This is a genomic window from Paenibacillus sp. KS-LC4 (genome assembly GCF_036894955.1).
Taxonomy (GTDB): domain Bacteria; phylum Bacillota; class Bacilli; order Paenibacillales; family Paenibacillaceae; genus Pristimantibacillus.
The window spans coordinates 4,038,715-4,061,336 of sequence record NZ_CP145905.1 but is presented as its reverse complement, the minus strand read 5'-3'; the positions used below and the strand labels follow the sequence as shown (position 1 = coordinate 4,061,336).

23 protein-coding genes and 1 other annotated feature are annotated in these 22,622 nt (G+C 49.7%); of the genes, 16 read left to right on the top strand and 7 right to left on the bottom strand.

Going from position 1 to position 22,622, the window contains the following annotated elements; genetic code table 11:
• Positions 1–13 precede the first annotated feature (13 nt).
• A complete protein-coding gene (locus V5J77_RS17075; RefSeq protein ID WP_338552015.1) occupies positions 14–748 on the top strand; it encodes a 3'-5' exonuclease in 735 nt (244 codons plus the stop codon).
• On the opposite strand, the gene V5J77_RS17070 is transcribed toward V5J77_RS17075, so the two are convergent.
• Complete coding sequence (locus tag V5J77_RS17070; RefSeq protein ID WP_338552014.1) at positions 735–1,163, bottom strand: M67 family metallopeptidase; 429 nt, start codon at positions 1,161–1,163, stop codon at positions 735–737. The two genes, V5J77_RS17075 and V5J77_RS17070, sit on opposite strands and share 14 nt — an antisense overlap.
• 203 nt (positions 1,164–1,366) lie before the next feature.
• On the opposite strand from V5J77_RS17070, the gene V5J77_RS17065 reads away from it, so the two are divergent.
• Positions 1,367–1,897 (top strand): TlpA disulfide reductase family protein, encoded by a 531-nt coding sequence (locus tag V5J77_RS17065; protein WP_338552013.1) that lies wholly within the window; start codon positions 1,367–1,369, stop codon positions 1,895–1,897.
• Positions 1,898–1,921: 24 nt separating this feature from the next.
• Positions 1,922–2,833 (top strand): DMT family transporter, encoded by a 912-nt coding sequence (locus V5J77_RS17060; protein ID WP_338552012.1) that lies wholly within the window; start codon positions 1,922–1,924, stop codon positions 2,831–2,833.
• 266 nt (positions 2,834–3,099) lie between these two features.
• On the opposite strand, the gene cimA is transcribed toward V5J77_RS17060, so the two are convergent.
• Positions 3,100–4,713 (bottom strand): citramalate synthase, encoded by a 1,614-nt coding sequence (gene cimA / locus V5J77_RS17055; protein WP_338552011.1) that lies wholly within the window; start codon positions 4,711–4,713, stop codon positions 3,100–3,102.
• A 280-nt stretch (positions 4,714–4,993) separates the two neighbouring features.
• On the opposite strand from cimA, the gene V5J77_RS17050 reads away from it, so the two are divergent.
• The 3 genes from V5J77_RS17050 (at position 4,994) to V5J77_RS17040 (ending at position 8,381) form a co-directional block, all read left to right on the top strand.
• Positions 4,994–6,262, top strand: a complete 1,269-nt coding sequence (locus V5J77_RS17050; protein WP_338552010.1) for a DNA polymerase IV — start codon at positions 4,994–4,996, stop codon at positions 6,260–6,262.
• A 131-nt stretch (positions 6,263–6,393) separates the two neighbouring features.
• Complete coding sequence (locus V5J77_RS17045) at positions 6,394–6,627, top strand: ferredoxin (RefSeq protein ID WP_338552009.1); 234 nt, start codon at positions 6,394–6,396, stop codon at positions 6,625–6,627.
• A 338-nt stretch (positions 6,628–6,965) separates the two neighbouring features.
• The gene (locus V5J77_RS17040) at positions 6,966–8,381 is read left to right on the top strand and encodes a L,D-transpeptidase family protein (protein WP_338552008.1); all 1,416 of its coding nucleotides are present in this window, start codon (positions 6,966–6,968) and stop codon (positions 8,379–8,381) included.
• Here the strand turns inward: V5J77_RS17040 and V5J77_RS17035 are convergent, their stop codons facing one another.
• Complete coding sequence (locus tag V5J77_RS17035; RefSeq protein ID WP_177217906.1) at positions 8,382–8,522, bottom strand: hypothetical protein; 141 nt, start codon at positions 8,520–8,522, stop codon at positions 8,382–8,384. It lies immediately after the preceding gene.
• A 160-nt stretch (positions 8,523–8,682) separates the two neighbouring features.
• Between V5J77_RS17035 and V5J77_RS17030 the strand changes: the two genes are divergently transcribed.
• From V5J77_RS17030 to V5J77_RS17015, 4 genes are all read left to right on the top strand, one after another.
• Positions 8,683–9,780: a quinone-dependent dihydroorotate dehydrogenase gene (locus V5J77_RS17030; protein WP_338552007.1), complete on the top strand. Its 1,098-nt coding sequence runs from the start codon at positions 8,683–8,685 to the stop codon at positions 9,778–9,780.
• An 18-nt stretch (positions 9,781–9,798) separates the two neighbouring features.
• Positions 9,799–10,602: a GTP pyrophosphokinase family protein gene (locus V5J77_RS17025; protein WP_046229954.1), complete on the top strand. Its 804-nt coding sequence runs from the start codon at positions 9,799–9,801 to the stop codon at positions 10,600–10,602.
• Positions 10,603–10,688: 86 nt separating this feature from the next.
• Complete coding sequence (locus V5J77_RS17020) at positions 10,689–11,444, top strand: pseudouridine synthase (protein WP_338552006.1); 756 nt, start codon at positions 10,689–10,691, stop codon at positions 11,442–11,444.
• Between the two features lie 101 nt (positions 11,445–11,545).
• Positions 11,546–11,785 carry a hypothetical protein gene (locus V5J77_RS17015; protein WP_338552005.1) on the top strand — a complete coding sequence of 80 codons (240 nt, stop codon included), beginning with the start codon at positions 11,546–11,548 and terminating at the stop codon, positions 11,783–11,785.
• A gap of 67 nt (positions 11,786–11,852) precedes the next feature.
• On the opposite strand, the gene V5J77_RS17010 is transcribed toward V5J77_RS17015, so the two are convergent.
• A complete protein-coding gene (locus V5J77_RS17010) occupies positions 11,853–11,945 on the bottom strand; it encodes a sporulation protein YjcZ (protein WP_081418580.1) in 93 nt (30 codons plus the stop codon).
• 264 nt (positions 11,946–12,209) lie between these two features.
• A complete protein-coding gene (locus V5J77_RS17005; RefSeq protein ID WP_338552004.1) occupies positions 12,210–13,910 on the bottom strand; it encodes a DEAD/DEAH box helicase in 1,701 nt (566 codons plus the stop codon).
• A 258-nt stretch (positions 13,911–14,168) separates the two neighbouring features.
• Between V5J77_RS17005 and V5J77_RS17000 the strand changes: the two genes are divergently transcribed.
• From V5J77_RS17000 to V5J77_RS16985, 4 genes are all read left to right on the top strand, one after another.
• The gene (locus V5J77_RS17000; RefSeq protein ID WP_338552003.1) at positions 14,169–14,369 is read left to right on the top strand and encodes a YwbE family protein; all 201 of its coding nucleotides are present in this window, start codon (positions 14,169–14,171) and stop codon (positions 14,367–14,369) included.
• A 12-nt stretch (positions 14,370–14,381) separates the two neighbouring features.
• Positions 14,382–14,684: a hypothetical protein gene (locus V5J77_RS16995; RefSeq protein ID WP_338552002.1), complete on the top strand. Its 303-nt coding sequence runs from the start codon at positions 14,382–14,384 to the stop codon at positions 14,682–14,684.
• Between the two features lie 154 nt (positions 14,685–14,838).
• On the top strand, positions 14,839–16,095 hold the full coding sequence (locus tag V5J77_RS16990) for a GNAT family N-acetyltransferase (RefSeq protein ID WP_338552001.1): 1,257 nt from the start codon (positions 14,839–14,841) through the stop codon (positions 16,093–16,095).
• Between the two features lie 27 nt (positions 16,096–16,122).
• Positions 16,123–16,587, top strand: coding sequence for a VanZ family protein (locus V5J77_RS16985; RefSeq protein ID WP_338552000.1), 465 nt, complete (start codon positions 16,123–16,125; stop codon positions 16,585–16,587).
• An 85-nt stretch (positions 16,588–16,672) separates the two neighbouring features.
• On the opposite strand, the gene V5J77_RS16980 is transcribed toward V5J77_RS16985, so the two are convergent.
• On the bottom strand, positions 16,673–17,668 hold the full coding sequence (locus V5J77_RS16980; RefSeq protein ID WP_338556881.1) for a lipoate--protein ligase: 996 nt from the start codon (positions 17,666–17,668) through the stop codon (positions 16,673–16,675).
• 160 nt (positions 17,669–17,828) lie between these two features.
• Positions 17,829–18,044, top strand: a binding site (T-box leader).
• A 181-nt stretch (positions 18,045–18,225) separates the two neighbouring features.
• Here V5J77_RS16980 and leuS point away from each other — a divergent pair.
• Complete coding sequence (gene leuS, locus V5J77_RS16975; protein ID WP_338551999.1) at positions 18,226–20,664, top strand: leucine--tRNA ligase; 2,439 nt, start codon at positions 18,226–18,228, stop codon at positions 20,662–20,664.
• Between the two features lie 46 nt (positions 20,665–20,710).
• On the opposite strand, the gene comER is transcribed toward leuS, so the two are convergent.
• A complete protein-coding gene (comER, locus tag V5J77_RS16970; RefSeq protein WP_338551998.1) occupies positions 20,711–21,550 on the bottom strand; it encodes a late competence protein ComER in 840 nt (279 codons plus the stop codon).
• Positions 21,551–21,780: 230 nt separating this feature from the next.
• On the opposite strand from comER, the gene V5J77_RS16965 reads away from it, so the two are divergent.
• On the top strand, positions 21,781–22,572 hold the full coding sequence (locus tag V5J77_RS16965; RefSeq protein ID WP_338551997.1) for a ComEA family DNA-binding protein: 792 nt from the start codon (positions 21,781–21,783) through the stop codon (positions 22,570–22,572).
• The last annotated feature ends 50 nt before the right edge of the window (positions 22,573–22,622 follow it).

The window sequence follows — 22,622 nt, the reverse complement described above, 5'->3', positions numbered from 1 at the left end:
GTGGATGGAGATTATGAAGGAACCTAAAGGCGTGGGACGGATGTGGAGCTTATATAAAATGGGCGGCTTTACGCCGGCCATAGCCTCAATGCTGGGATCGCAAAACGCCCAGCAAATGGCTTTTATTCGCTCTGTCAACAAAGAGCAGCGCAAGCAATCCCCGCTTGACATGCTGCTTAGAGAAATGGAATTTATCGTGTTCGACTTGGAGACAACGGGGTTTTACCCGTCGAATGGAGATGAAATTATTTCCTTTGGCGCGGTATTAATGAGGGGGAGTGAAATTTATTCCTCGGAAACGTTTTACAGCCTCGTTAATCCAAAGCGCCGCATTCCGCGGGCTATTGTGGAGCTAACGGGCATTACGAATGAAATGGTCGAGGACGCCCCCGATTTAATGCAGGTGCTGCATGACTTCATGGAGTTTGTCGGCAAGCGCCCGCTCGTTGCCCATGCCTCCGGACATGATAAGCAATTTCTCAACGCCGCGCTATGGCGAACGTCGAAGGTTAACTTAAACCACCGTGTATTAGATACGATGATGGTTGCCAAGTGGCTGGAGCCGAAGCGTGATAGCTACGCGCTTGATGATTTGCTGGAAGACAGCGGCATTACGATTACACAGCGGCATCACGCGCTGGAGGATTCTTTAATGACGGCGGAATTGTGGCAGACGTATTTGCGTCGTATTTTTGAACGGAATATCAATACGCTGGGCGACCTGTACGCTTATCTCAGTCAGCGATAGCCCATTGCAACGGCTGAAAGCCTCCCTTCATGCGGCAATAAGCCTGTATTTCAGGCTGTAAAGGCTGCTGCAAAGAAATAATCCAATATGACAATGATTGATCATCTGTATGGATGCCGAGCCCATCAGCAGTTGAAGGCTGGGTATGCGACGTTGGATGAGAGTGAAAGAAGCCGAGCAGAGATTGCCGGCTTTTTTGCATGCGGTAATAAGCCTTTACCCAATCGTCTGGAGCGAATGCGAAGGCGGTTGCAGGGGATGAATGGACGTTGGCGATGGCGGTCACGTCCGATATTTTGCCGATATCGCTTTCGCCTGTCAAAATTCCGCAGGCTTCCCTCGGCCATGCTTCTCGGCATGAGGCAATAAGCCGATCATGAGCTTGTGTAGTTATATATAGCAGCTGCAATTGCATGCAAATACACCCCCCGCATTCGTATATGCTCTACCGTAACTCGAATAGGTATGATTTGATTTATTTTAACCTAAAATAAAAGGGAAAAACGTGACGGATATGACGGTTTAATGAAGGAAAGCTGTTTCTCTTGAGCTTGTCTTGCCGGCCATGTTACGATAGAAGCTGTGAAAAGCATGAATTTGGCAGGAGGATTTGGGAAAATGAAGAGAGCGTCCGCATGGTTTATAGTAGCTTTTGTACTGGCTGGCTTGGCTATTTCGCAATATATGGAGAAGGACAGCGCAATTATAACTGCTTCAGGGGATTTTAAGCCAAAAGCAGGATATTCTGCCCAGCAGTTTGAGCTTCAGGCGCTTGATGAGCAGATGTACAAAATCGGCGGCAAGCAGGGCAAGCTTAGCTTCGTAAATTTTTGGGCGTCTTGGTGTGGCCCTTGTGAGCTGGAGGCGCCTGATTTACAGGAGCTTCATGAGAAGTATGGGGATAAAATCGCAATGTATGGCGTTAATTCAACTAAGTTTGACAAAGAGCGCGCGGCTAGGCAATTTGTGGCGGATCATGAATTCACGTTTACCATTCTGATGGATCGCGAGGGAGAGGTCACGAAGGAATATAAGGTAAATACTTTTCCGACGACGTTTCTAATTGACTCCAACGGTGTCATTCGCGAAAGAATCAACGGCGTCATTCCACTTTCGGAATGGGATCGTCTCATTGAAAAATATTCATAATCACTAAAGGGAGCAATTACATTCATGAATTCTGAACAGAAGAAATTACGGCTCCATCCTTATGCTTGGCTGCTTATTGCTGTTTTGGCTATAGCCGTATCGTCGATCATTATTAAGTTTTCACATGCTCCGTCATCGGTGGCAGGTATGTACCGGTTGCTTATGACCGTCGTTATTATGCTGCCGCTTGTGCCGTGGAAGGTGCTGCGAACAATTCGGCTAACCGGCAAAGAGTGGATGGTTTTAAGTTGTGCAGGCTTTTTTCTTGGCCTGCATTTTTTGTTGTGGATGGAATCGCTGAAATATACGTCCGTTGCAAGCTCTATGGTATTTATAACGCTGCAGCCTTTTTTTGTTATGCTGGGCTCGTTCTTTCTATTTAAAGAGCGCCAGACGATAGCGGGCAGTCTTTGTATGGCGCTTGCGGTATTGGGCTCCTTCGTTATCGCTTGGGGCGATATCGGAATTTCGCGTGAGGCATTATTTGGCGATTTATTGTCCTTGCTCGGAACGATGGCGGTTGCCGTATATATGATAGCTGGGCAAAGGGTCAGCAACAGCCTGCCCTCGAATCTGTATAGCTTAATTGTCTTTTTAATTGCAGGAACAGTTATGTTTATTTACAATCTTGTCAATCAAATTGCATTAACGGGGTATGCTGCGGAGGAATGGATGTATTTTGCCCTGCTTGCGATTATTCCGACGATCTTCGGACATTTGGTGTTTAATATGCTGTTGAAGCATATTGGGGCGACGAACGTTTCGATGGCGATTATCGGTGAGCCGGTGCTGGCCATGATTTTGGCTTATTTTCTGCTTAATGAATATTTAAATACTGCGCAGCTAATTGGAAGCTTCTTGACGATTGCCAGCATGGGCATGTTTTTCCGACTACGGGCACGGTACATAGCAGTTGCTGCGGAGACACCCGCATAAGAAGCGAGCTTTATTAAAGCTGCCTGCAAAAGTAGCGTTCGACCATTTTAACAAGGCACAAGCGTAAACGGCCCAAAGCCGTCACTTGGAGGCGAAGCTATCCGTTCTGAGGTGGAGATAGAGAGGGGCTAGAGAAGGGCTAGAAAATCATGTGCTTATGTGCTTTTCTATATTTTTTAAAAAAAGGGCATCCCTGCAAGCCAGTTATTGATTATGGCTTGAGGAATGCCCTTTATTATTATTACAGTTGCCTATTAGGCGCTAAATTAATGGTTTACTAGTCCATGCTGCTCGGTTACAGGGACATCAATAGCGTCGGGTTTGCCCATGTTGAGCAGGGCGTAGCGAATGCCGTCAACCAATGCTTCCCAGCTTGCTTCGATTACATTGTTAGAAACACCTACAGTGCTCCAGGTGTTGTCGATGCTGGTCGACTCTACAAGGACGCGCACTTTAGCGGCTGTAGCATCCTTCTCGTCGATTACACGGACTTTGTAGTCGGACAAATGGATCTGCTTGATTTTTGGATAAAACTGCACGAGAGCCTTTCTTAAGGCGTTATCAAGCGCATTGACAGGACCGTTGCCTTCCGCAGCAGTATAAACCTGCTCGCCGCCAACGTTTAGCTTAACGATCGCCTCGGTGCGGAGTGCGCCCTGCGAGTTTTCCACAAGCATTTTAAAGGACTCGACCGTGAAAATTTCTTCGACCTCACCAAAAGCTTCTCTAAGCAGCAGCTCAAGCGATGCATCAGCACCTTCAAATTGATAGCCTTGATGCTCCAAGTCTTTAATCCGCTCCATAATTTGCTTTGTTTTTTCATTGTTGGCATTCACATCGAGGCCGAGCTCCTGAGCCTTGGATATGATGTTGCTTTGACCCGCCAGCTCGGAGACGAGTATGCGCTGCTTGTTGCCAACGAGTTCCGGCGCGATATGCTCATAGGTTTTGGAATCCTTCATAATTGCCGACACGTGAATACCGCCTTTGTGGGCGAAAGCTGCATTGCCGACATAAGGCTGTCCTACAGGCATATGAACGTTGGCAATTTCACTGACAAAACGAGCGGTTCCTGTCAGCAAGCTCAGCTTGTCATCCTGCAAACAGTTATAGCCCATTTTAAGCTGCAAATTTGGAATAATCGAACAGAGATTGGCATTGCCGCAGCGTTCGCCATATCCATTGATCGTGCCTTGAATTTGACGAGCTCCGGCTTGCACGGCAGCAAGCGAGTTGGCAACGGCGAGCTCACAATCGTTGTGCGTATGAATGCCAATAGGAGCGTTCAGCTCGGCGCGAACACGTGACACAATTTCATGAATTTCGCCAGGCAGCGTGCCGCCATTCGTATCGCACAGCACGAGCCAATCCGTTCCGGCTTCCTGTGCCTTGCGCAGCACAGCCAGCGCGTATTCCGGGTTATGCTTGTAGCCGTCGAAGAAATGCTCCGCGTCAAACATCGCTTCAATACCGTTATGCTTGAGGAAAGCAAGCGAGTCGTAGACCATAGCTATATTTTCTTCAAGCGTCGTTTGCAGAGCGGTGTGCACATGGAAATCCCAAGACTTTCCAACTAGAGTCGCTGCAGGAACGCCGGATTCTTTAATTCTAAGCAAATTAGCATCTTGGTGAGCTAGACTGAATTTGCGTCTAGTACTGCCAAATGCCGTAATCTTCGCGTTTAAGTTATACGCCTTAATCCGCTCGAAAAACTCAATATCCTTGCTATTGCTTCCCGGATTGCCGCCCTCAATATAATGAACGCCTAGTGCATCAAGCTTTAAAGCGATCTTCAGCTTGTCCTCCGCTGATAGGCTGATGCCTTCTCCTTGCGTACCATCACGCAGCGTTGTGTCAAAAATAGATAAATTCATTGTCATGGCCAGAAGGCCTCCTTCTTCACGAATAGCCTTTACAATTATAATGAATTATTATAACACTTGTTGACTGGAATGTAGAGAGGAGCCATTACTTTTTTTAAATATAAGGGCTGTATGGCTGCCCAGCGGACGGAGACAGCCGTTTACGCTTGTGGCTTGTGCGCCTCGCTGTCGTTCAATTGACTTGCTGCATGGGCAGCGGTATGCTGATAAGTACAAATAAACAACGGTGGAGATTGGGCGTTCAAGCGGATCTCCTCGCAGGTGGTGAAACCCTATAATGACGAATACGAATGAGCATTATCCAGCTAAGGGCCGCGTCATTTTGCATTTGGATATGAATGCCTTCTATTGCTCTGTCCATGAGGCGGAGGAGCCGGATAAATATAAAGATAAACCAACAGCCGTTGCCGGCAGCGTGGAGCTGCGCAAAGGGATCATCGTCACCTGCTCATATACAGCCAGAAGGCTAGGGGTCAAGACGGGCATGACGGTGCGTGAGGGGCTTAGACGTTGTCCTGATCTCATCCTTATTCAGCCGGACTTTCATTTATATCGCAAATATTCACGAGGTTTTATGACAATTGCCAGAAGCTATACAGATATGGTAGAGGCTGTTTCAATAGATGAATGCTATATGGATATAACCGGTTCGAAAATATTCGGAACACCGCTGGAGATTGCCAGCGCTTTGCAGGAGCGTATCCGTACAGAGTGGCAGCTGCCCTGCTCTATTGGCATTGCTCCGAATAAGCTGCTGGCGAAGATGGCCTCGGATATGAAAAAACCGAATGGGATGACAGTGCTGCGGCTGCGTGATGTGCCAGAGCTGCTATGGGACAAGCCATGCGGCGTGCTATTCGGCATTGGGAAAAAGACGGCAGACAAGCTGGCTCGGCTCAATATTCGCACAATTGGACAGCTTGCACAGACGGATGAACGGCTGCTCATTAAGCAGTTTGGCGTCGTTGGGTCGTGGATGAAAGGGGCAGCGAGCGGCATTGATCACGCTCCTGTGAATGGAGAACGGGAAGTGAATAAGTCGATCGGTCATACGACGACGCTGCCGAAGGACTTTATCGTCAGGGAAGATATTCACCGCGTTCTGCTGAACTTATCGGACCAGACCGCACGGCGGCTTAGAAGGCAGAAGCTGATGGCACTTACGGTGCAAATTACGATTCGCAGACCGGACATGTCGACCATTACACGTTCGCATACGTTTCGTACTCCCACGCATGGGATGGAAGATATTTTTCAGGAAGCCTGCCGCTTGTTCGATAAGCATTGGTCGGAGGGAGAGCCGGTGAGGCTGTTGGGCGTTACGCTGCAAAATTTGTCGCCTGAGGTGAATACAGCGGTTCAGCTGGATCTGTTCAATTATGAGGAGCAGCCGCGTAAGGAAGCGTTGACAAAGACGATGGACTTGCTGCGGGACAAGTTTGGCGAGGAGGCGGTGTTAACGGCGGGGATGCTGAGCGACGATCCTTCTGCACTGATTCGCAATAAGCGGCTGCGGGGCACTTCGCTGCAAAAGGAAGATTTTTAAACGCGGTGTCAGGTTGCCAAAGGCCGAATGATGGTATATATTGATGAATGAAGCTTTATTATTATGATATAATTAACGGAAGACGAGCTATATAGCGGCATTATTCCGTCACTTTATGGGAGGTATTTTGAATGGCTAAGTACACTTGGGTAGAAAAGGATACTTGTATTGCATGCGGCGCATGCGGCGCAACGGCTCCTGACATTTATGATTACGATGATGAAGGTCTGGCAGAGGTGATTTTCGGCAACGACGGCAATAGAGGCTGTGTTGCAATCTCGGAAGATCTTTATGACGATATGCAAGATGCAGTAGACGGTTGCCCGACAGATTCGATTAAAATTGCGGACGCGCCTTTTAACTAAACGTAGCTAAACCCTAAGCTCCTCAACTATGCAGAAGTTGCACTGCGTAGATGAGGAGCTTTTTTCTGTGCGAAACGAGCTTTAAATAGAAGAATGAATAAGGCTAGGGCTTATCATTACGCTTCTATTTCTACGCGAAACGAGCTTTTGCCACCAAAGGATGGCAAAGCCGTTTACGCTTTAAATAGAAGAATGAATAAGGCTAGGGCTTACCATTACGCTTCTATTTCTACGCGAAACGAGCTTTTGCCACCAAAGGATGGCAAAGCCGTTTACGCTAGAGTCAAAAAAAAGGTAAATGCTGCCGATATAGTGTTATTGGACTTTGAGGGGGGTTAATGATGGAGAAATTAGAGGATAACCTCTATCTGAAGCAATATGTTAGAAATCATCCTGACAATAAAATGGCCTGGTATTTGCTCGGCAAGCAATATTTGCAGTTGGATAAGACGGCGAAAGCAAATTATTGCTTCATTCAGGCAGGGGAAATTTATGAGGCTTTTGAGCGCAAGCCTCATCCGCTAGCGGAAAGCCCGCAGGAAATGCTGGAGGATTGGAATCGCCAGCAGCGTAAAAAACGGACAATTCGCCGCGCGATTATGGGAGCGATTTCGATTGTGCTGCTGCTCATGGTCATGCCTTCGAACGCAAGCAAGCCAGCTGACCCTGCTGTCGCAGGAATGGCTGCTGTTATTGACACGCCTATAGATCCGACCTTCGGCGTCGTGCTGACTGACAAGGGCGAGCGCAATCCGATCGGAAGCGCTTGGGAAGATCTGCTTTCATGGAGTAAACGGCCGTCTGTAGCGGCTGTAGTTAAACTTGAGGAGCAGGAGGGCTGGCGCAAATGGACGGGCAATCGCAAGCTGCTGATGTCGGTGGAGCAGCAGTCTGATTATGTACCGATGGAAGTGAAAATGCTCGATGGCGGAGTATGCAGCTGCAAGCCCGCCGATGCATCTACGGTGACAACGAAGTTCAAGGCGTGGAGCGAGCAGCAGGAGGTGCGTTGGACGCTTGCCAGCGCGATCTATCAGTATAAGCGGATGCAAGAGAAGTGGCCGGAAAAGCTGGATGATCTCATTAAGCCATACCCTAACAATGTTTTGGCTGGTGAAGCATCTGGCATGAAGGAGATGTTTAAACCGCTTGTTGCCGTAATGAAAAAGGAACAGTCAGGAACGAAACAGCCTGCGCAGCAGCAAAATGAAGCAGGAGGCGACAAGCCAAAGCCAGATTCAGGGCAACGGCAATCGCAGTTTATGCAGAGTAATTCGGATGAATTAGTAGGCGGAGTGGACCAAACCTGGCGCAAGCCGCTTGAAATCGTCGTCGATAAATCCACTTATAGACTAGCAGTTGTAAGTGGCGATATTATCGTTCGCAGCTTCAAGGTTGGGCTAGGCGGCGACAAAACGCCTGAAGGCAGCTTTTATATTAGCGAGAAGGTGAAAAATCCGAATGGGCGCGATAATGGCCAGTTCGGCAGCAGGGGGATGACGCTTTCCAATACGCTTTATGCCATCCATGGCACAGATGAGCCGGATAGCCTCGAACAGGATGAATCGCTCGGCTGCATTCGTATGGGGAAGCAGGATGTGGAGGAGTTGTTTGATCTGGTGCCAATGGGTACGGTTGTCAAAATTAAAAACGGGACTCTGCCGTCCAAAATTTCGGAATCCAAGGAGCGCTTCAAGCTGAATCCGAGTCAGGACGAAACGAATCCCGGTAAAGTATATCATTGGCTGGGCTAATTAACCGCTAACCAACAACAAAACGGTGACGGCGACAATGACAACTCCAATAGCGGCGCCTATCCAGACAAGTGCTTTCTTATTGACTTCCTCGGGCGCTTTTGCTTTAACTGTGGGTGGTTTGCGTTTGGGTGAACTCATGGCCATCAACCTCTTTCTAAATAAATAAGGAATATAGTCATATTGTAATCGTTTTCGGAAGGAGCCGCAATAACAAAGGAGCAGTATTGCCCTTTTCTTTTGTGGTTAAAAACGCTACACTATTGGGTAGGACATTTATTGTAGATCGGAGTGAGTATGATTGCTTTATTCTTCATTAGGTAAGCCAATATTTTTTCGCATGGATCCGGAGAAAGCTCACCACTTGGTTATAGATGGCTTGCATGCTGCTGGGCGCGTACCGGGCATGATGGGCATCATGCATGCGATGTATGGGGTAAAAGAGACTCCAGAGCTTGCCGTGGATTTATTCGGCATTCATTTTCCGCATCCGATAGGGCTTGCGGCAGGGCTGGATAAGAACGCAAAGGCGGCCGATGGCTTTTCCAGCATAGGCTTTGGCTTTATGGAAGTAGGAACGGTAACTCCGAAGAGCCAGCCAGGCAATGAGCAGCCGAGACTGTTCAGGCTTCCGCCTGACGAAGCGCTGATTAACCGAATGGGCTTCAATAATGATGGCGTTGATGCGATGGCAGAGCGACTGAACAAGCGCAAAATACATCGCATTCCGCTCGCTGTCAATATTGGTAAAAACAAAGTAACGCCTAATGAGCTTGCGCATGAGGATTATCGCTTATGTATTCAGGCGCTGTATGGACAGGGCGATTTTTTTGTCGTCAACATTAGCTCGCCAAATACGCCGGATTTGCGTGCGTTGCAGCATGGGGATGAGCTGAGGCTGCTCCTTGATACCGTTGTGGAGGAAATAGGGCAGCAGGCGTCGAAATCAGGTAAAAGCCCGAAGCCGGTGCTAGTCAAAATTGCCCCGGACATGACGGATGAGCAGCTCAAGCTGACGGTAGCGACCATTAAGGACAGCGGCGTTTCCGGCATTATTGCAACGAATACGACCGTTTCACGCACGGGTCTTACCCATTCGAACGCTGGGGAAATGGGCGGCCTTAGCGGTGTTCCGGTGCGCGAGCGTTCAACAGAGGTTATCCGTACGGTTTACCGTCAGACGGAGGGCAAGCTGCCGATTATTGGCTCGGGTGGCATTTTCACCGCAGCTGATGCATACGATAAAATTCGCGCTGGGGCCTCATTGGTTGAAGTATATACGGCTCTAATCTACAAGGGCCCAGGCTTGCTGCGTGAATTGACCAGCGGCTTGAAAGAGCGCCTGCGCAAAGATGGGTACCGCAGCATAACGGAGGCTATCGGCGCAGACCATAGATAAGATGAGGAGGCGGCCCTGATGGATGGACGAGACTGGAATCTATTTTTACAGCCATACGAGCAAACGGTTGAAGAACTCAAAGTTAAATTTAAAACGCTGCGCGTAGAGCTGAAAAGGCGTGAATCCTATTCGCCTATTGAATTTGTCACAGGCCGAGTGAAGAAGGTTTCTAGCGTTTTGGAGAAGGCAAGGCGGCTGCATGTGCCAGCGGACCAGTTGGAGCAAGGAATTGAGGATATTGCGGGCATTCGCATTATGTGCCAGTTCGTTGATGATATTCACCGGGTTGCCGGATTAATTCGTTCGCGCAAAGATTTAAAGCTTGTGAATGAGAAGGATTATATTACGAATTATAAGGATAGCGGTTATCGCAGTTATCATATGATTGTGGAATATCCTGTCCAAACGGCGCTCGGTCAAAAAAAGGTATTAGCAGAAATTCAGATTCGCACGCTTGCGATGAATTTCTGGGCGACGATCGAGCACTCGCTGAACTATAAATATAAGGAAAGCCTGCCTGAGGATGTGCGTCTGCGTCTCAAAAAGGCGGCGGAGGCGGCCTCCTCTCTTGATGAGGAGATGTCCAGCATTCGCCATGAAATTTTGGATGCGCAGCGCGGCTTCGAGGAAAGCTCGAATGTTGTCAGCAAGGTGCTCAGCACGATACAGGATCTTTATTTTTACCACCGCGTTCGGGAAGCTGCTCAGTTTCAGATGAAGTTTAATGAAATGTGGGAGCAGGAGGATTTGTTCGGGCTCCAGCAGCTTGCTCTTGACGTTGAAGCGGCGGTTTTGCGGGCGAAGAAGGGTACGCAAAGCTAATAACAAACCTCCAGTGGCGCACAAGCGAGCGCCTTTGGGGGTTTGTTGTATAAAGAGGGAAGCAGATATTTGGAGGAGAGATTGTTTTGGCAGCAAAAATAAGGCTGGACAAACTGTTGTCCCATACGGGCAACGGCACGAGAAGTGAAATTAAAAAATTCGTCAAGCAGGGACTCGTGACCGTTAACGGAGCTGTTGTGAAAGATAGCGGCATGATTATTAATCCCGAGCTGCATGAGGTCAAGTTCGAAGGACGGCAGGTCAATTACCGGGAGTTCGCTTATTTTATGATGAACAAGCCAGCAGGTGTCGTATCGGCGACTGAGGATCGTAAAGACGAGACGGTCGTTGATTTGCTTGAGTACGAGGATCAGGCAATTCAGCCGTTTCCGGTAGGGCGTCTGGACAAGGATACGGTTGGTCTGCTGCTGCTGACCAATGATGGGCAACTGGCCCACGAGCTGCTGTCGCCGCGCAAGCATGTGCCAAAGACATACGAGGCGGTCGTTCGAGGAAATGTGGGACGTACAGACCAAGAACGGTTCACTGCGGGCGTTGAGCTGGATGATGGGTATGTGACGATGCCTGCCCGTCTGAATGTACGGAGCCAGGAACAGACGGTTGAAGGCGTTATGTCGATGATTACGTTAACGATTATGGAAGGGAAGTTCCACCAGGTCAAGCGGATGTTTGAGGCAGTAGGCAAACAGGTTGTCCATTTAAAGCGGGTGGCCATGGGCCCTCTGGCGCTGGACCCTGAGCTTGAAGAGGGAAGCTATCGTGAGCTGACTGAAGGCGAGCTGGAGCTGCTTCGTACTTATCGACGGACGGATTTGCAATAATGACGGAATTTGCAGCAGCAGCATTCGAAGCATAATGAATGAGACAATCTGTCAGCATCATAGGGTAGGTTAATAAATACCATTCATGAGGTGATTGCTGCTTGCGTGCCCAAACCTTTAAAGTATACGTCATTACATCAGCAGATATCAGGCGTTTCATCATAATTGAAATCGTAATCGGCATGCTGACATACAATGTGGGGCTTAAGCTGCTCCACAACGCTATTTTGGCAGGTACGCTGAGCTTTGCTGGAACTGAGAGCATTAAAACGAGCTTGCGGCTGATCAGGCATAAGGGTCGAAATAAAAAACGAGTCTCCCTTGTCATACAGGAGAGATAGAATGAAGAAAAAACCGCCGGGAGCGCGAATCCCGACGGTTTTTTTTGCATGCAGTGTGTGGTTAGGATTAGTACAAAAATCCTTTAGTTATGATGACCAGAAGAATAAACAGGACCAGGATGGCACCCGTCGATGTGAAGCCTCCATGTACACCAGACATGCTAATTCCTCCTGTACAGTTAATTTCCGGCTTAGGGTGCTGCTTTATTGTAATGTTCGTTTCCCTGCCGCTCGGTATACAGTATTGTATGTATTTCGCCCTGTTTGGAATGGACTCCTGTCATGGGTCATTTATAATTGGGCTCTTGTAAGGCCGCTAAATTCAGCAGCTTATGATACATGTTACTATATCGAATGCCCGGGAGGGATGAAAAAAGCAGCTCTCGTCGATAGATATCGACGGAAAGCTGCTTGAAATGTTCATTTATCTTTTGCGACCGCGACCGTTTCCTGCTCCGCCGCCACGGGATGGGCTGGAACCACGGCTGGAACCGCCGGAATTGCGACCGCTGCTGCCAGAACCGGAGCTGCGTCCACCGGAACTGCGTCCTCCAGAGCTGCGCGGTGCACCTGAGGAGGAACGTTCGCTGCGCTCGCCACCGCCAAAGCTGCGAGGACCGGAAGGTCGTTCGCTGCGCTCGCCGCCGCCGAAGCCGCGAGGACCGGAAGGTCGTTCGCTGCGCTCGCCGCCGCCGAAGCCGCGAGGACTGGAAGGCCGTTCGCTGCGCTTGCCTCCTGAATTACCGCCGCTTGCTGCTTCCCAAGGGCTGCCGCCGCCCGATTTGCTTGGAGCGGCTGACCGTTCAGCCTGTTGCCCACGGCCTCTGCCGCCAGCTTGCTGACGTCCGCGACCACCAGAGGCTTCGCCGCCTCTGCGTCCTTGCTGGCCGGAACGTCCCGAATCGCGTCCACCGCGTGTTCTTCCGCCACGCTCTGATGAGGAGGAATCTCTGCCATATGCCTTGGCTGGGGCTGCTGAGCGCTTCGTGTTGTCAGCTGTTAATTGACCATCTTCGTCAATCGTAAAGCGTTGCAGGGAAGCATCAATGCTGCGCTCGATGTGAGCAACTGCGCCGCGATCATGCGGTGAAGAGAGAGTTACTGCTGTACCGCGCTGACCTGCGCGACCTGTACGGCCGATACGGTGAATATAAATTTCCGAATCCTGCGGTACATCGTAGTTGTAGACGTGGGTAACGCCTTCTACATCAAGTCCGCGCGCAGCGACATCCGTTGCGACAAGAATTTGCAGCTTGGCATCGCGGAAACGCTTCATGACCTGCTCACGCTTCGCTTGCGTCAAATCGCCATGCAGCTCATCCGAAGGAATGCCTTTATCCTGCAAAGCAGCATTCAGTTTTTTGGCCCGCACCTTCGTCCGGCAGAAAATAACAGCTAAATAAGGGTTATGCTGCTCAATGAGCTGCATAACGGCACGTTCACGTCCGCGGTCCGTTGTTTCGATGACGAATTGCTTAATGTTGTCCAGCGTCACATGCGTGCTTTGAATACGAATATCGACTGGCGTATTCATATAGTTTGCAGCAAGGCGCTTGATCGCCTCCGGCATCGTAGCCGAAAACAGCATCGTCTGGCGGGCTCTAGGCATATGTGCAATAATGTTCTCGACTTCCGGCAGGAAGCCCATATGCAGCATTTGGTCAGCCTCATCCAGCACGAGCATTTTTAGCTTGCCCAGATTAATCGTCTCCCGGCGAATATGGTCAAGTAAACGACCAGGTGTTGCTACAACGATATGGGGAGCGTTGTTCAGCTTGCGAATTTGTGCGACAACATCTTGTCCGCCGTAAGCGGCTAGCACTGTAGCGCCAACAGTCGGAGCAAGCTTCGTAAGCTCACTCGTAATTTGAATGGCAAGCTCGCGGGTTGGAGTCAGAATAAGCGCCTGCACCTGTTCCTTGTGCACTTGAATGCGCTGCAATATAGGCAAGGCAAAGGCAAGCGTTTTGCCTGTTCCGGTTTGAGCTTGGGCAATGACGTCTTGTCCCGCTAGCAGTACGGGAATCGATTTTTTTTGAACCGGTGTTGGCTCGGTAATTCCGTTCTCATGGAGACGCGAGGCCAGCTCCGGCATAACGCCCATTGCAGTAAAATCAGTTGACATTAGACAATTTCCTCATTTCATAAAACATCGTTTGGTGTTAAGTATAACAGGTTGTACCCATCATGTGCATCTTTCCTGCACATATGCTATGCTATTTTGAAAGAAAAATATAAATTCTATGAAGGCGCAGCGTGTTTCAATTCGAGAAAGTTAAGCTCATTATAAGAGTTAAGCTTATAACTGCTTGTATTTTGAAAAAAGTCATAATCAAGTACACACGCTCGCTCAAGACGTTTTTTTGAAAAGGAAGGGTAACGCATGAATGGAACGAATCGCGCGGCGGTTAAGCCGGGTCAGCAGGTTGACATTGTACTTAAGCAGGATCAGCGTACGGGCAAGCTGACGCGAGGCATCGTCAAGGATTTGCTGACGAATTCCAGCACGCATCCGCACGGCATTAAAGTTCGGCTGACAGATGGGCAAGTAGGTCGTGTTAAGCATATTTTACCAGGGGAATAAGGAGATGGACGAGTGGCATTCGGCATATCCAGAACCGAAATGAATGATTGGAAGGAACGGGTGCAGAGCGGAGAAATCGCTTTTTTGACGCATTACTGGCTGGACCCGCGCTTTCCGACTATGAAGACGGTAACGAAAGTAGGCTGCTCCAATATAGATAAGCTGACGCAGTGGTGTATGTCTTACGGGCTTGATCCCCGATATATTCATTACCGGGACAGCTATCCGCATTTTGATCTGTTTGGGCCGAGACAGCGTCCGATTTTAATGGCAGAGCAGCAGCTTGACCAAATTACCCGCTTTAAATTGCTTTAATTGCTTAATAGTTATGTTGTTAGTGGTTAATGGATTGGCATATGCCGCCGTCAGGGCGGCTGTTTGGCTTCGATATGAGGCACAACCTACTATAGATCATTCCGAATAAAAGTAAGCTCACATATAGGGAAAGCGAAACGAGGGAGAGCGGTTTATGGAGCAGGAGCAGGGAAAACAGCAGTTGCTCAAAAATTTTCAGGAATGGATTACATTTGTGGGGACGTTGGAGCAGCAGGAGGAAGCGGTATGGGAGCTAAGCTTGGCTCCGGGAAAATGGTCTGTTCGCGAGGTCGTCGCTCATATAGCGCTTTGGGATCGTTATTTTCTCACGACAGCCATTGAAAGATTGAGTCGACAGCAGGCGCTGACGCTGAGGCATTTGGATTATGATGCTTTTAATGAAAATGCCCGTTTATATGGTCGCTATACTTCAATTGCCAAGCTGATCAGGCAGACGATTCAGGATCGTGAAGCGATTGTGGGGCTCATTCAAGCTTTGCCGGAGCAGCAATATGAGGCTGAATACATAGATAGCGAGGGGCATCCCTTCCGGCTGCAGGCGTATTTGAACGATTTTATTGCGCATGACCGGCATCATGTGGCACAGATTAAGCAGCTTCTGGACAGCGCAGCATTAAATTCCTCCTTGGAGGAGCGGCTTCAGCTCAAGCTGGAGGAGCTATCAATGAATGCTTGGCCTGCGCTGCAAGTGCTTATGTATGAGGGGTGGCAGCTTCGTCTGGCGAACGGCTATACCAAACGGTCAAACTCCATTGTGCCAGCAGCCTGCAGCGGGGAAGAGCTATCGCGAAAAATCGCCTATGGCGAAGCTTTTTATACGGCGCATGGACTGGATACGGCCTATAAAATAACGCCATTCTCCCAGCCCCCGGAGCTGGATGAGACGCTCGCGCTGCAAGGCTACGACAAAATAGACCCCGTCTATGTCAAAACGGCGCCCCTTGCTCAAATGCGTAAGCCGGCTGGCGGGCTGGACGTGCGCATAGATCCTTTTATAAGTGAAGCTTGGCTGGCAGCCTACACGTCGATGGCGAAGCACACGGCAGTTGAGCGCGAGACGCTGAAAAATATGTTTGCATCACCGCCGTTCCAGACGGCCTTTGCAGTGCTTTATGTAGAGGGAGCGCCCGCGGCTTGCGGAATTGGCGTGATGGAGCGAGGATATATTGGTCTGTATGCCATCGTGACCTCACCGGATTTTCGCAGGCGTGGATTTGGCGAGCAGCTTCTGCTCCATATTTTGCAGTGGGGCAAGGAGATTGGGGCGGAGCACAGCTATCTGCTCGTTACGCATGCTAATGAGGCGGCTAATCGCTTGTATGACAAGCTGGGCTTTACGCTGCAATACAGCTATTGGTATCGAGTGAAAAAATTAGCGGTGTCCTATTAACCCGGGAGAAGTGGAGGGGCGATTACGTTGAAGCAGGCAGGCGGTAATTCCGTTTCCTTTGTTCAAAAAGTGACAGCCGCTCTTATCGTTGTTTATACGATGTGGCTCATTTATGCAATGTTTTTTGGGTTTGGCCGGCAGGCGGGCAACCGTGCGGAGCTTCGATATAATTTCATTCCGTTTTCGACGATTAAGCTGTATATAACGAACTTTAATCATATAAATCTTAGCGATTGGGTCATTAATATGGGCGGCAACCTTGTCGTGTTCGTACCTTATGGCATCGCGCTTCCCATTGTTTTTCGCTGGCGGCTGGGCAAGACGCTGCTGTCGTTTCTGCTATTTATTACGCTGCTGGAAATGCTGCAAATGCTCACGAGGCGCGGCAGCTTCGACATTGATGATATAATCATGAACAGCGTCGCTGCTGTGCTTGGTTACGGGATTGTTGTCTGGATTAGGCGGCTTGCAATTGGCAAAAAAAGCATGTAGCGGACTTGATCCTTTCAATCTATCGTGTGAAATAACAGGCGCCCCGGTCTCTCTTACTTAGAGAAAACCGGGGCGCCTTTTGCTATTATTCGAAAATCAGGCCCATTAAATCGTCCTTCGTCACTTTGCCGAAATAATAGCCTAAATCAATTTCGCCAAGCAGCCTGCCGAGCGCTGCTGCTTCGTAACGCTGACCGATAAGCTGCGTTGCAAATTCGCTGCTCTCGCCACGGCCGAAGAAATCGCCATATACAGCGGCATCCACGATTAGGCCCTCTTCAACTTGGAGGCGCACATCAAATGTGCCAGCTCCTTCTATCCGTCTCGTCTGGCGCATATTAAATGCCGGTGATCGGCCATAATTCCAATCCCAGTTGCGATATCGCGTCTGGGCCAGCTCGCGGACATCTGCCCATTGCTCCTCAGTCAGCTCGTAATAGGGAATTTCCTCGCTGCCTTCAAAAATGGAAGCAAGCACGCTTTGGCGGAAGTTTTCAATCGTGATGGGTGCTGCCAGAAACTCGGAAATGTTGGCTACGCGGCTGCGTATCGATTTTGTCGCTTTCGATACATATTTTTCGGGATTCGCTTTCAAAGCCGATACGACATTTTCAATTTCGGAATCAAACAGCAAGGTGCCATGGCTGAACATTCTGCCACGTGCCGAAAACTGCGCGTTGCCGGAAATTTTTCGTTCTCCTACTTGAATATCGTTGCGACCCGTAAGCTCGGCCTGAACGCCAAGCGCGGCTAGCGCCTTCACGACAGGCTCGGTGAATTTCTTGAAATTATGGAACGATTGGCCATCGTCGCTCATGATGAAGCTGAAATTTAAATTCCCTTCGTCATGATAAACGGCTCCGCCTCCAGACAGCCGGCGTACGACATGGATATTATTTTCCTCTACATAGCGCGGGTTGATTTCTTCCATTGTATTTTGGTTTTTGCCAATAATAATGGAAGGCTCATTAATATAAAACAGCAAATAATCGTCCTCTGGCGGCAGTGATCGTAAAATGTATTCTTCCAGCGCCAAATTAAGCGCCGGGTCTGTTATATGTTTGTTGCTTACAAAACGCATCATAAACGATTCCTCCGAAAATAGTATAGGTTGCAAAAGCTTGCTGCTCCTATTATACCCCTCCTTGGGGCAAATGCCATGGATAATTGAGAGCGGAGGGGCTATCGCTTGACATCGCGCGAAAGCTTCATTATAATCGGAACTAATTCTTAAAATGTAATATTTGGCGTTGATGAGGAGCAGTAGTATCGCGGGGCATGGCTTAGAGAGCCGGCGGATGGTGCAAGCCGGACCTGCAGCGATATGAATCTCACCTTGGAGCTGTGCGCGCAAGCGTACCGTCTGGCCTGCGTTAAAGGCAACAAGTGAGCACTCGGCAAAGCATGTCTGGGGGCTAACTAGGGTGGTACCACGGGAGACAGCTCTCGTCCCTAGCGATCATACGCTAGGGGCGGGAGCTTTTTTGCATGAAATATAAGCATTTATAAGTTTTCGCTTATAAATAGGCTTATATTTTTCGGAATGAAACGCGCAGCGCCGCCAAAGGACGGCGACAGCCGTTTCACCTTGGAAGCCCGTTGATATTATGCTTTACCAAGCTTAAGGAGGAAACAATCATGAGTCAAGATCAGCAAGCGCAAGGCTATAATCCACTGATTGTAGAGCCGAAATGGCAAAAATATTGGGATGAGAACAAAACGTTCGCTACGAGGGAGGAAGCGGGCAAACCGAAATTTTATGCGCTCGATATGTTCCCTTATCCATCCGGTTCAGGCCTGCACGTCGGTCACCCGGAAGGCTATACAGCAACAGATATCGTGTCGCGTTACAAGCGTCTGCGCGGCTTTAACGTCCTGCACCCGATGGGCTGGGATGCATTTGGCCTTCCTGCGGAGCAGCATGCACTGGATACAGGGCAGCATCCTCGTGAAATTACTTTCAAAAACATTGACAACTTCCGTCGTCAAATTAAATCGCTCGGTTTTTCCTACGATTGGGATCGCGAGTTTAGCACGACTGACCCGGATTATTATAAATGGACACAGTGGATTTTCATCCAGCTGTATAAAAAAGGTCTTGCTTATGTAGCTGAAGTCCCGGTCAACTGGTGCGAAGCGCTGGGAACGGTGCTTGCCAATGAGGAAGTAATCGACGGGTTAAGCGAACGCGGCAACCATCCGGTCGTACGCAAGCCAATGCGCCAATGGGTGCTTAAAATTACCGAATATGCAGAGCGTTTGCTGGAGGATCTGGAAGAGCTTGATTGGACGGAAAGCATCAAGGATATGCAGCGCAACTGGATCGGCAAGTCTACAGGCGCCGAAGTGACGTTTGCTATTGAGGGCCATGATGCGAACCTTGTCGTGTTCACGACGCGTCCGGATACTTTGTTCGGTGCTACTTATTGCGTGCTGGCGCCTGAGCATGAGCTGGTTGCCCAAATTACGACTGCGGATCAAAAGGCAGCTATTGAGGCTTATCAGCTGACAGCTTCCCGCAAGAGTGATTTGGAGCGTACAGATTTGGCAAAGGAAAAATCCGGCGTGTTCACGGGTGCTTATGCGATTAATCCGGTCAATGGCGAGAAAACGCCAATCTGGATTGCCGATTATGTTTTGGCTGGCTACGGCACAGGTGCGATTATGGCTGTTCCAGGCCATGATACGCGCGACTGGGAGTTTGCAACGCAGTTCGGACTGCCAATTGTGGAGGTTGTACAAGGCGGAGATATTTCCAAAGAGGCTTATACAGGTGATGGTGCGCATGTTAATTCCGATTTCCTGAATGGGCTGAACAATGAAGAGGCGATTGCAAAAATGATCAGCTTCCTCGAAGAAAAAGGCAGCGGTCATGGCAAAGTGACCTACCGTCTGCGCGATTGGTTGTTCAGCCGTCAGCGTTATTGGGGAGAGCCGATTCCGATTTTGCATCTGGAGGATGGCACAATGAAGCCTGTTCCAGAGGATCAGCTTCCGCTGCTGCTGCCTGATGTGGATGCGATTAAGCCTTCGGGCACAGGGGAATCGCCGCTTGCGAATGTGACAGAATGGGTCAATACGATTGATCCGGAAACGGGCATGAAAGCACGCCGCGAGACGAACACGATGCCGCAATGGGCGGGCAGCTGCTGGTACTACCTGCGCTTTATTGATCCGAAAAACGACAAGGAAATTTGTTCGCCGGAGAAGCAGCGCGAATGGCTGCCGGTTGACCTGTATATCGGCGGAGCAGAGCATGCTGTGCTTCACCTGCTGTATGCGCGCTTCTGGCATAAAGTGTTGTATGATCTCGGCGTAGTTGAGACGAAGGAGCCTTTCCATAAGCTCGTTAACCAAGGGATGATTTTGGGCACGAACAATGAAAAAATGTCCAAATCCCGCGGCAACGTCATTAACCCCGATGAAATCGTATCGGAATTCGGTGGAGACACGCTGCGCTTGTATGAAATGTTCATGGGGCCGCTGGAGGCAACGAAGCCTTGGAACACGAACGGCGTAGAAGGAGCCTTCCGTTTCCTAAGCCGCGTATGGCGCCTGTTCATCGGTGACGATGGCAGCTTGAGCTCGAAGGTTTCGGACGCTGAAACGACTGAAGCATTCAAGCGCACATGGCACCGTACGATCAAGAAAGTAACCGATGACTTCGAGCATCTGCGTTTTAACACGGCGATCAGCCAGCTGATGATTTTTGTCAATGAAGCTTATAAAACCGATGTGCTGCCGCGCGAAGCAATGGCTGATTTTGTGAAAATGCTGTCCCCGCTTGCGCCGCATATTGCGGAAGAGCTGTGGGAGAAGCTGGGCGGAACAGGGACGATTACTTACGAGTCATGGCCGGTATGGGAAGAGGCTTGGACGGTTGACCAAGAGGTTGAAATCGTCGTTCAAGTTAATGGCAAAATCATTGAGCGCCTGTCGATTGCGGCAGACACGGATGAAGCCGAAATGGAACGACTTGCGAAGGAGCTAGGTAAGGTGCAGGAGCTTATCGCAGGCAAAACGATCCGCAAGGTCGTAGCTGTAAAAGGTAAAATCGTCAATATCGTTGCCAATTAAACGTTAGCCACATGAAGAGGTGAACGGTCAGTTAGCTGAAGAACAGCTATTGACCGTTCACCTCTTCGCCGTAAAAAGATATCGAAACTTTGGCAACATCGTCATGGAACTTGGCATGAGTCGTGCGGATAAGCCGGTTGAATACCTCATCGGTCTCACAGCGAAGCAATTTCAGAGCTTGTGCAGTAATACCTCCTGGGACGGCTACCCGCGCCTGCACATCAGCAGGCGTAAGGCCCCCTTCAGTCAGCAGCAATCCTGTTCCGAGCAGCATGGCGCTGGCCACCTTAAGCGCTTCCTTACGGTCAATGCCCGTCTCTTCAACCGCTGCGTCTACGAACTGCTCCAGCAGACAGGAAATAAATGCTGGTCCGCAGCTGGACAGGTCCGATACGACTCGCGTATAGGATTCATGAATTTGCAGCGGCTCGCTGATAAAGGCGAGCAGCGATTCGAGCCGTTCCTTGTCCTCGCTGTGGATGCGGGAACCGTAAATACATAGGGAGGCGCCGCTCCATACCTGATTGGTAATGCTCGGAATGACTTTGGCTACTTTGCAGGGCACTACTTCCTCAAGGTGCGAGAGCAGAACCGGGCTTGTAATCGAAACTAGCAGCTGCTCAGGCCTTAACACAGACGATATGTCGTCGATGACCTTTTTAAATTCATGCGGCTTAATGCAAAGAAACACAATATCCTTGCCAAATGCGGCATGTGCATTGCTCGCCTCTGCTTGAAGTCCGGCATAGCGGTCAGCAAGTGCCTGCGCTTTGGCGAAGGTGCGGTTGCTGACGGAAATTTGATCGGATTCCAGCGCTCCCGAAGCGATTAATGCTTCAATGAGCAGACTGCCCATCGTTCCCGTTCCAATAAATCCAACTTTCATGCGGTGACCTCCTTCATTGTGAGGTTGTGAAATGGAAGCGGCCTTGTGGGGCCTTGCTTGAATGGCTTTGTAGGCTGTGATGATTTTCCGAAGTGGAACAGGCTTTAAGGCGAAGTAAGCCTATTCGCAGTTTACCTGTTCTTCTACCGTATTCCTGACAACTTGGCAGTTATGTCAACGATTTTTATGTTTTTTGGAGCGGTTATTCATAGCGAAAGGTGTGGGTAAGGATGAGGCAACGAGCGAAGGAGAAGCAAGATGGGAAAGGCTCAGACGCTAAGCGGACGATGATGACGGTTTGTTTGCTGCTCGCCTGTGGACTGCTTGGAGCTGCTATATTTATGCCGAAGGAGCAGGCTCCAAGCGGCTGGACGACGCTAAATGAGGCTGTGGAAGCGGTATTGCCGCAAGACGTAGGAAGTAAGCCCGGAGCTTCTGAGGGGACGCGCGGGGCTGGAGAAGGCAGCAGCATAGGGAAGCAGGCGGATGGAGAAGGACAGCAGATGAATGCAGCGACAAATGGCAGTAGTGGAAAACAGACCTCAAACGGCGTCGAAGATGGAGGAGACGGAGGTGGGAAGTCTGCTGCTGGAGAAATAGCAGGGGGAACGAGCTCATCTAGGGTAGAAAGTGCAGAGAAGATGATGCCAGATGGGGGAAGTGTCGAGCCTGGAGTAGCTGGCGAAGCTGGGGCGGGTACTAGCAATGGAATAGGGCGTCACAATAGCAATGAGAATGGAAATGCAGCAGGCAACGGAAGCAGCGATGTTGGGAATGGGCAAAGCGAGACGGCTGAAGTCGCGGCGACGTCGTCGATGAATTCAGGCAAGCTGGATATTAACCGAGCGACGGCTGAGGAGCTTGATGGTCTGAAAGGGATCGGACCAGCAAAAGCTAAAGCGATTGTTGAAAACCGGGAGAAAAATGGGCGCTTTACATCGGTCGATGACTTGCGGCGAGTGAAGGGAATCGGGCCTAAGCTGCTTCAGGGCATGAAAGACAGCATTGTCGCCAATCCTTAAGTATGAGAAAATAGCAGGCAGAAGCCGAAAGTAATGAAAAAGCGAATATA

What these genes read in the sequence shown, in the direction of transcription:
- V5J77_RS17070 (WP_338552014.1), bottom strand. Translation starts at nt 1,163, where the DNA reads ATGCAATTGCAGCTGCTATATATAACTACACAAGCTCATGATCGGCTT.
- V5J77_RS16990 (WP_338552001.1), top strand. Translation starts at nt 14,839, where the DNA reads ATGGAGCAGGAGCAGGGAAAACAGCAGTTGCTCAAAAATTTTCAGGAA.
- leuS (WP_338551999.1), top strand. Translation starts at nt 18,226, where the DNA reads ATGAGTCAAGATCAGCAAGCGCAAGGCTATAATCCACTGATTGTAGAG.
- comER (WP_338551998.1), bottom strand. Translation starts at nt 21,550, where the DNA reads ATGAAAGTTGGATTTATTGGAACGGGAACGATGGGCAGTCTGCTCATT.
- V5J77_RS17000 (WP_338552003.1), top strand. Translation starts at nt 14,169, where the DNA reads ATGAATGGAACGAATCGCGCGGCGGTTAAGCCGGGTCAGCAGGTTGAC.
- cimA (WP_338552011.1), bottom strand. Translation starts at nt 4,713, where the DNA reads ATGACAATGAATTTATCTATTTTTGACACAACGCTGCGTGATGGTACG.
- V5J77_RS17005 (WP_338552004.1), bottom strand. Translation starts at nt 13,910, where the DNA reads ATGTCAACTGATTTTACTGCAATGGGCGTTATGCCGGAGCTGGCCTCG.
- V5J77_RS17050 (WP_338552010.1), top strand. Translation starts at nt 4,994, where the DNA reads ATGACGAATACGAATGAGCATTATCCAGCTAAGGGCCGCGTCATTTTG.
- V5J77_RS17010 (WP_081418580.1), bottom strand. Translation starts at nt 11,945, where the DNA reads ATGTCTGGTGTACATGGAGGCTTCACATCGACGGGTGCCATCCTGGTC.
- V5J77_RS17025 (WP_046229954.1), top strand. Translation starts at nt 9,799, where the DNA reads ATGGATGGACGAGACTGGAATCTATTTTTACAGCCATACGAGCAAACG.
- V5J77_RS17045 (WP_338552009.1), top strand. Translation starts at nt 6,394, where the DNA reads ATGGCTAAGTACACTTGGGTAGAAAAGGATACTTGTATTGCATGCGGC.
- V5J77_RS17065 (WP_338552013.1), top strand. Translation starts at nt 1,367, where the DNA reads ATGAAGAGAGCGTCCGCATGGTTTATAGTAGCTTTTGTACTGGCTGGC.
- V5J77_RS17040 (WP_338552008.1), top strand. Translation starts at nt 6,966, where the DNA reads ATGATGGAGAAATTAGAGGATAACCTCTATCTGAAGCAATATGTTAGA.
- V5J77_RS17060 (WP_338552012.1), top strand. Translation starts at nt 1,922, where the DNA reads ATGAATTCTGAACAGAAGAAATTACGGCTCCATCCTTATGCTTGGCTG.
- V5J77_RS16965 (WP_338551997.1), top strand. Translation starts at nt 21,781, where the DNA reads ATGAGGCAACGAGCGAAGGAGAAGCAAGATGGGAAAGGCTCAGACGCT.
- V5J77_RS17075 (WP_338552015.1), top strand. Translation starts at nt 14, where the DNA reads ATGAAGGAACCTAAAGGCGTGGGACGGATGTGGAGCTTATATAAAATG.
- V5J77_RS16980 (WP_338556881.1), bottom strand. Translation starts at nt 17,668, where the DNA reads ATGCGTTTTGTAAGCAACAAACATATAACAGACCCGGCGCTTAATTTG.
- V5J77_RS17035 (WP_177217906.1), bottom strand. Translation starts at nt 8,522, where the DNA reads ATGAGTTCACCCAAACGCAAACCACCCACAGTTAAAGCAAAAGCGCCC.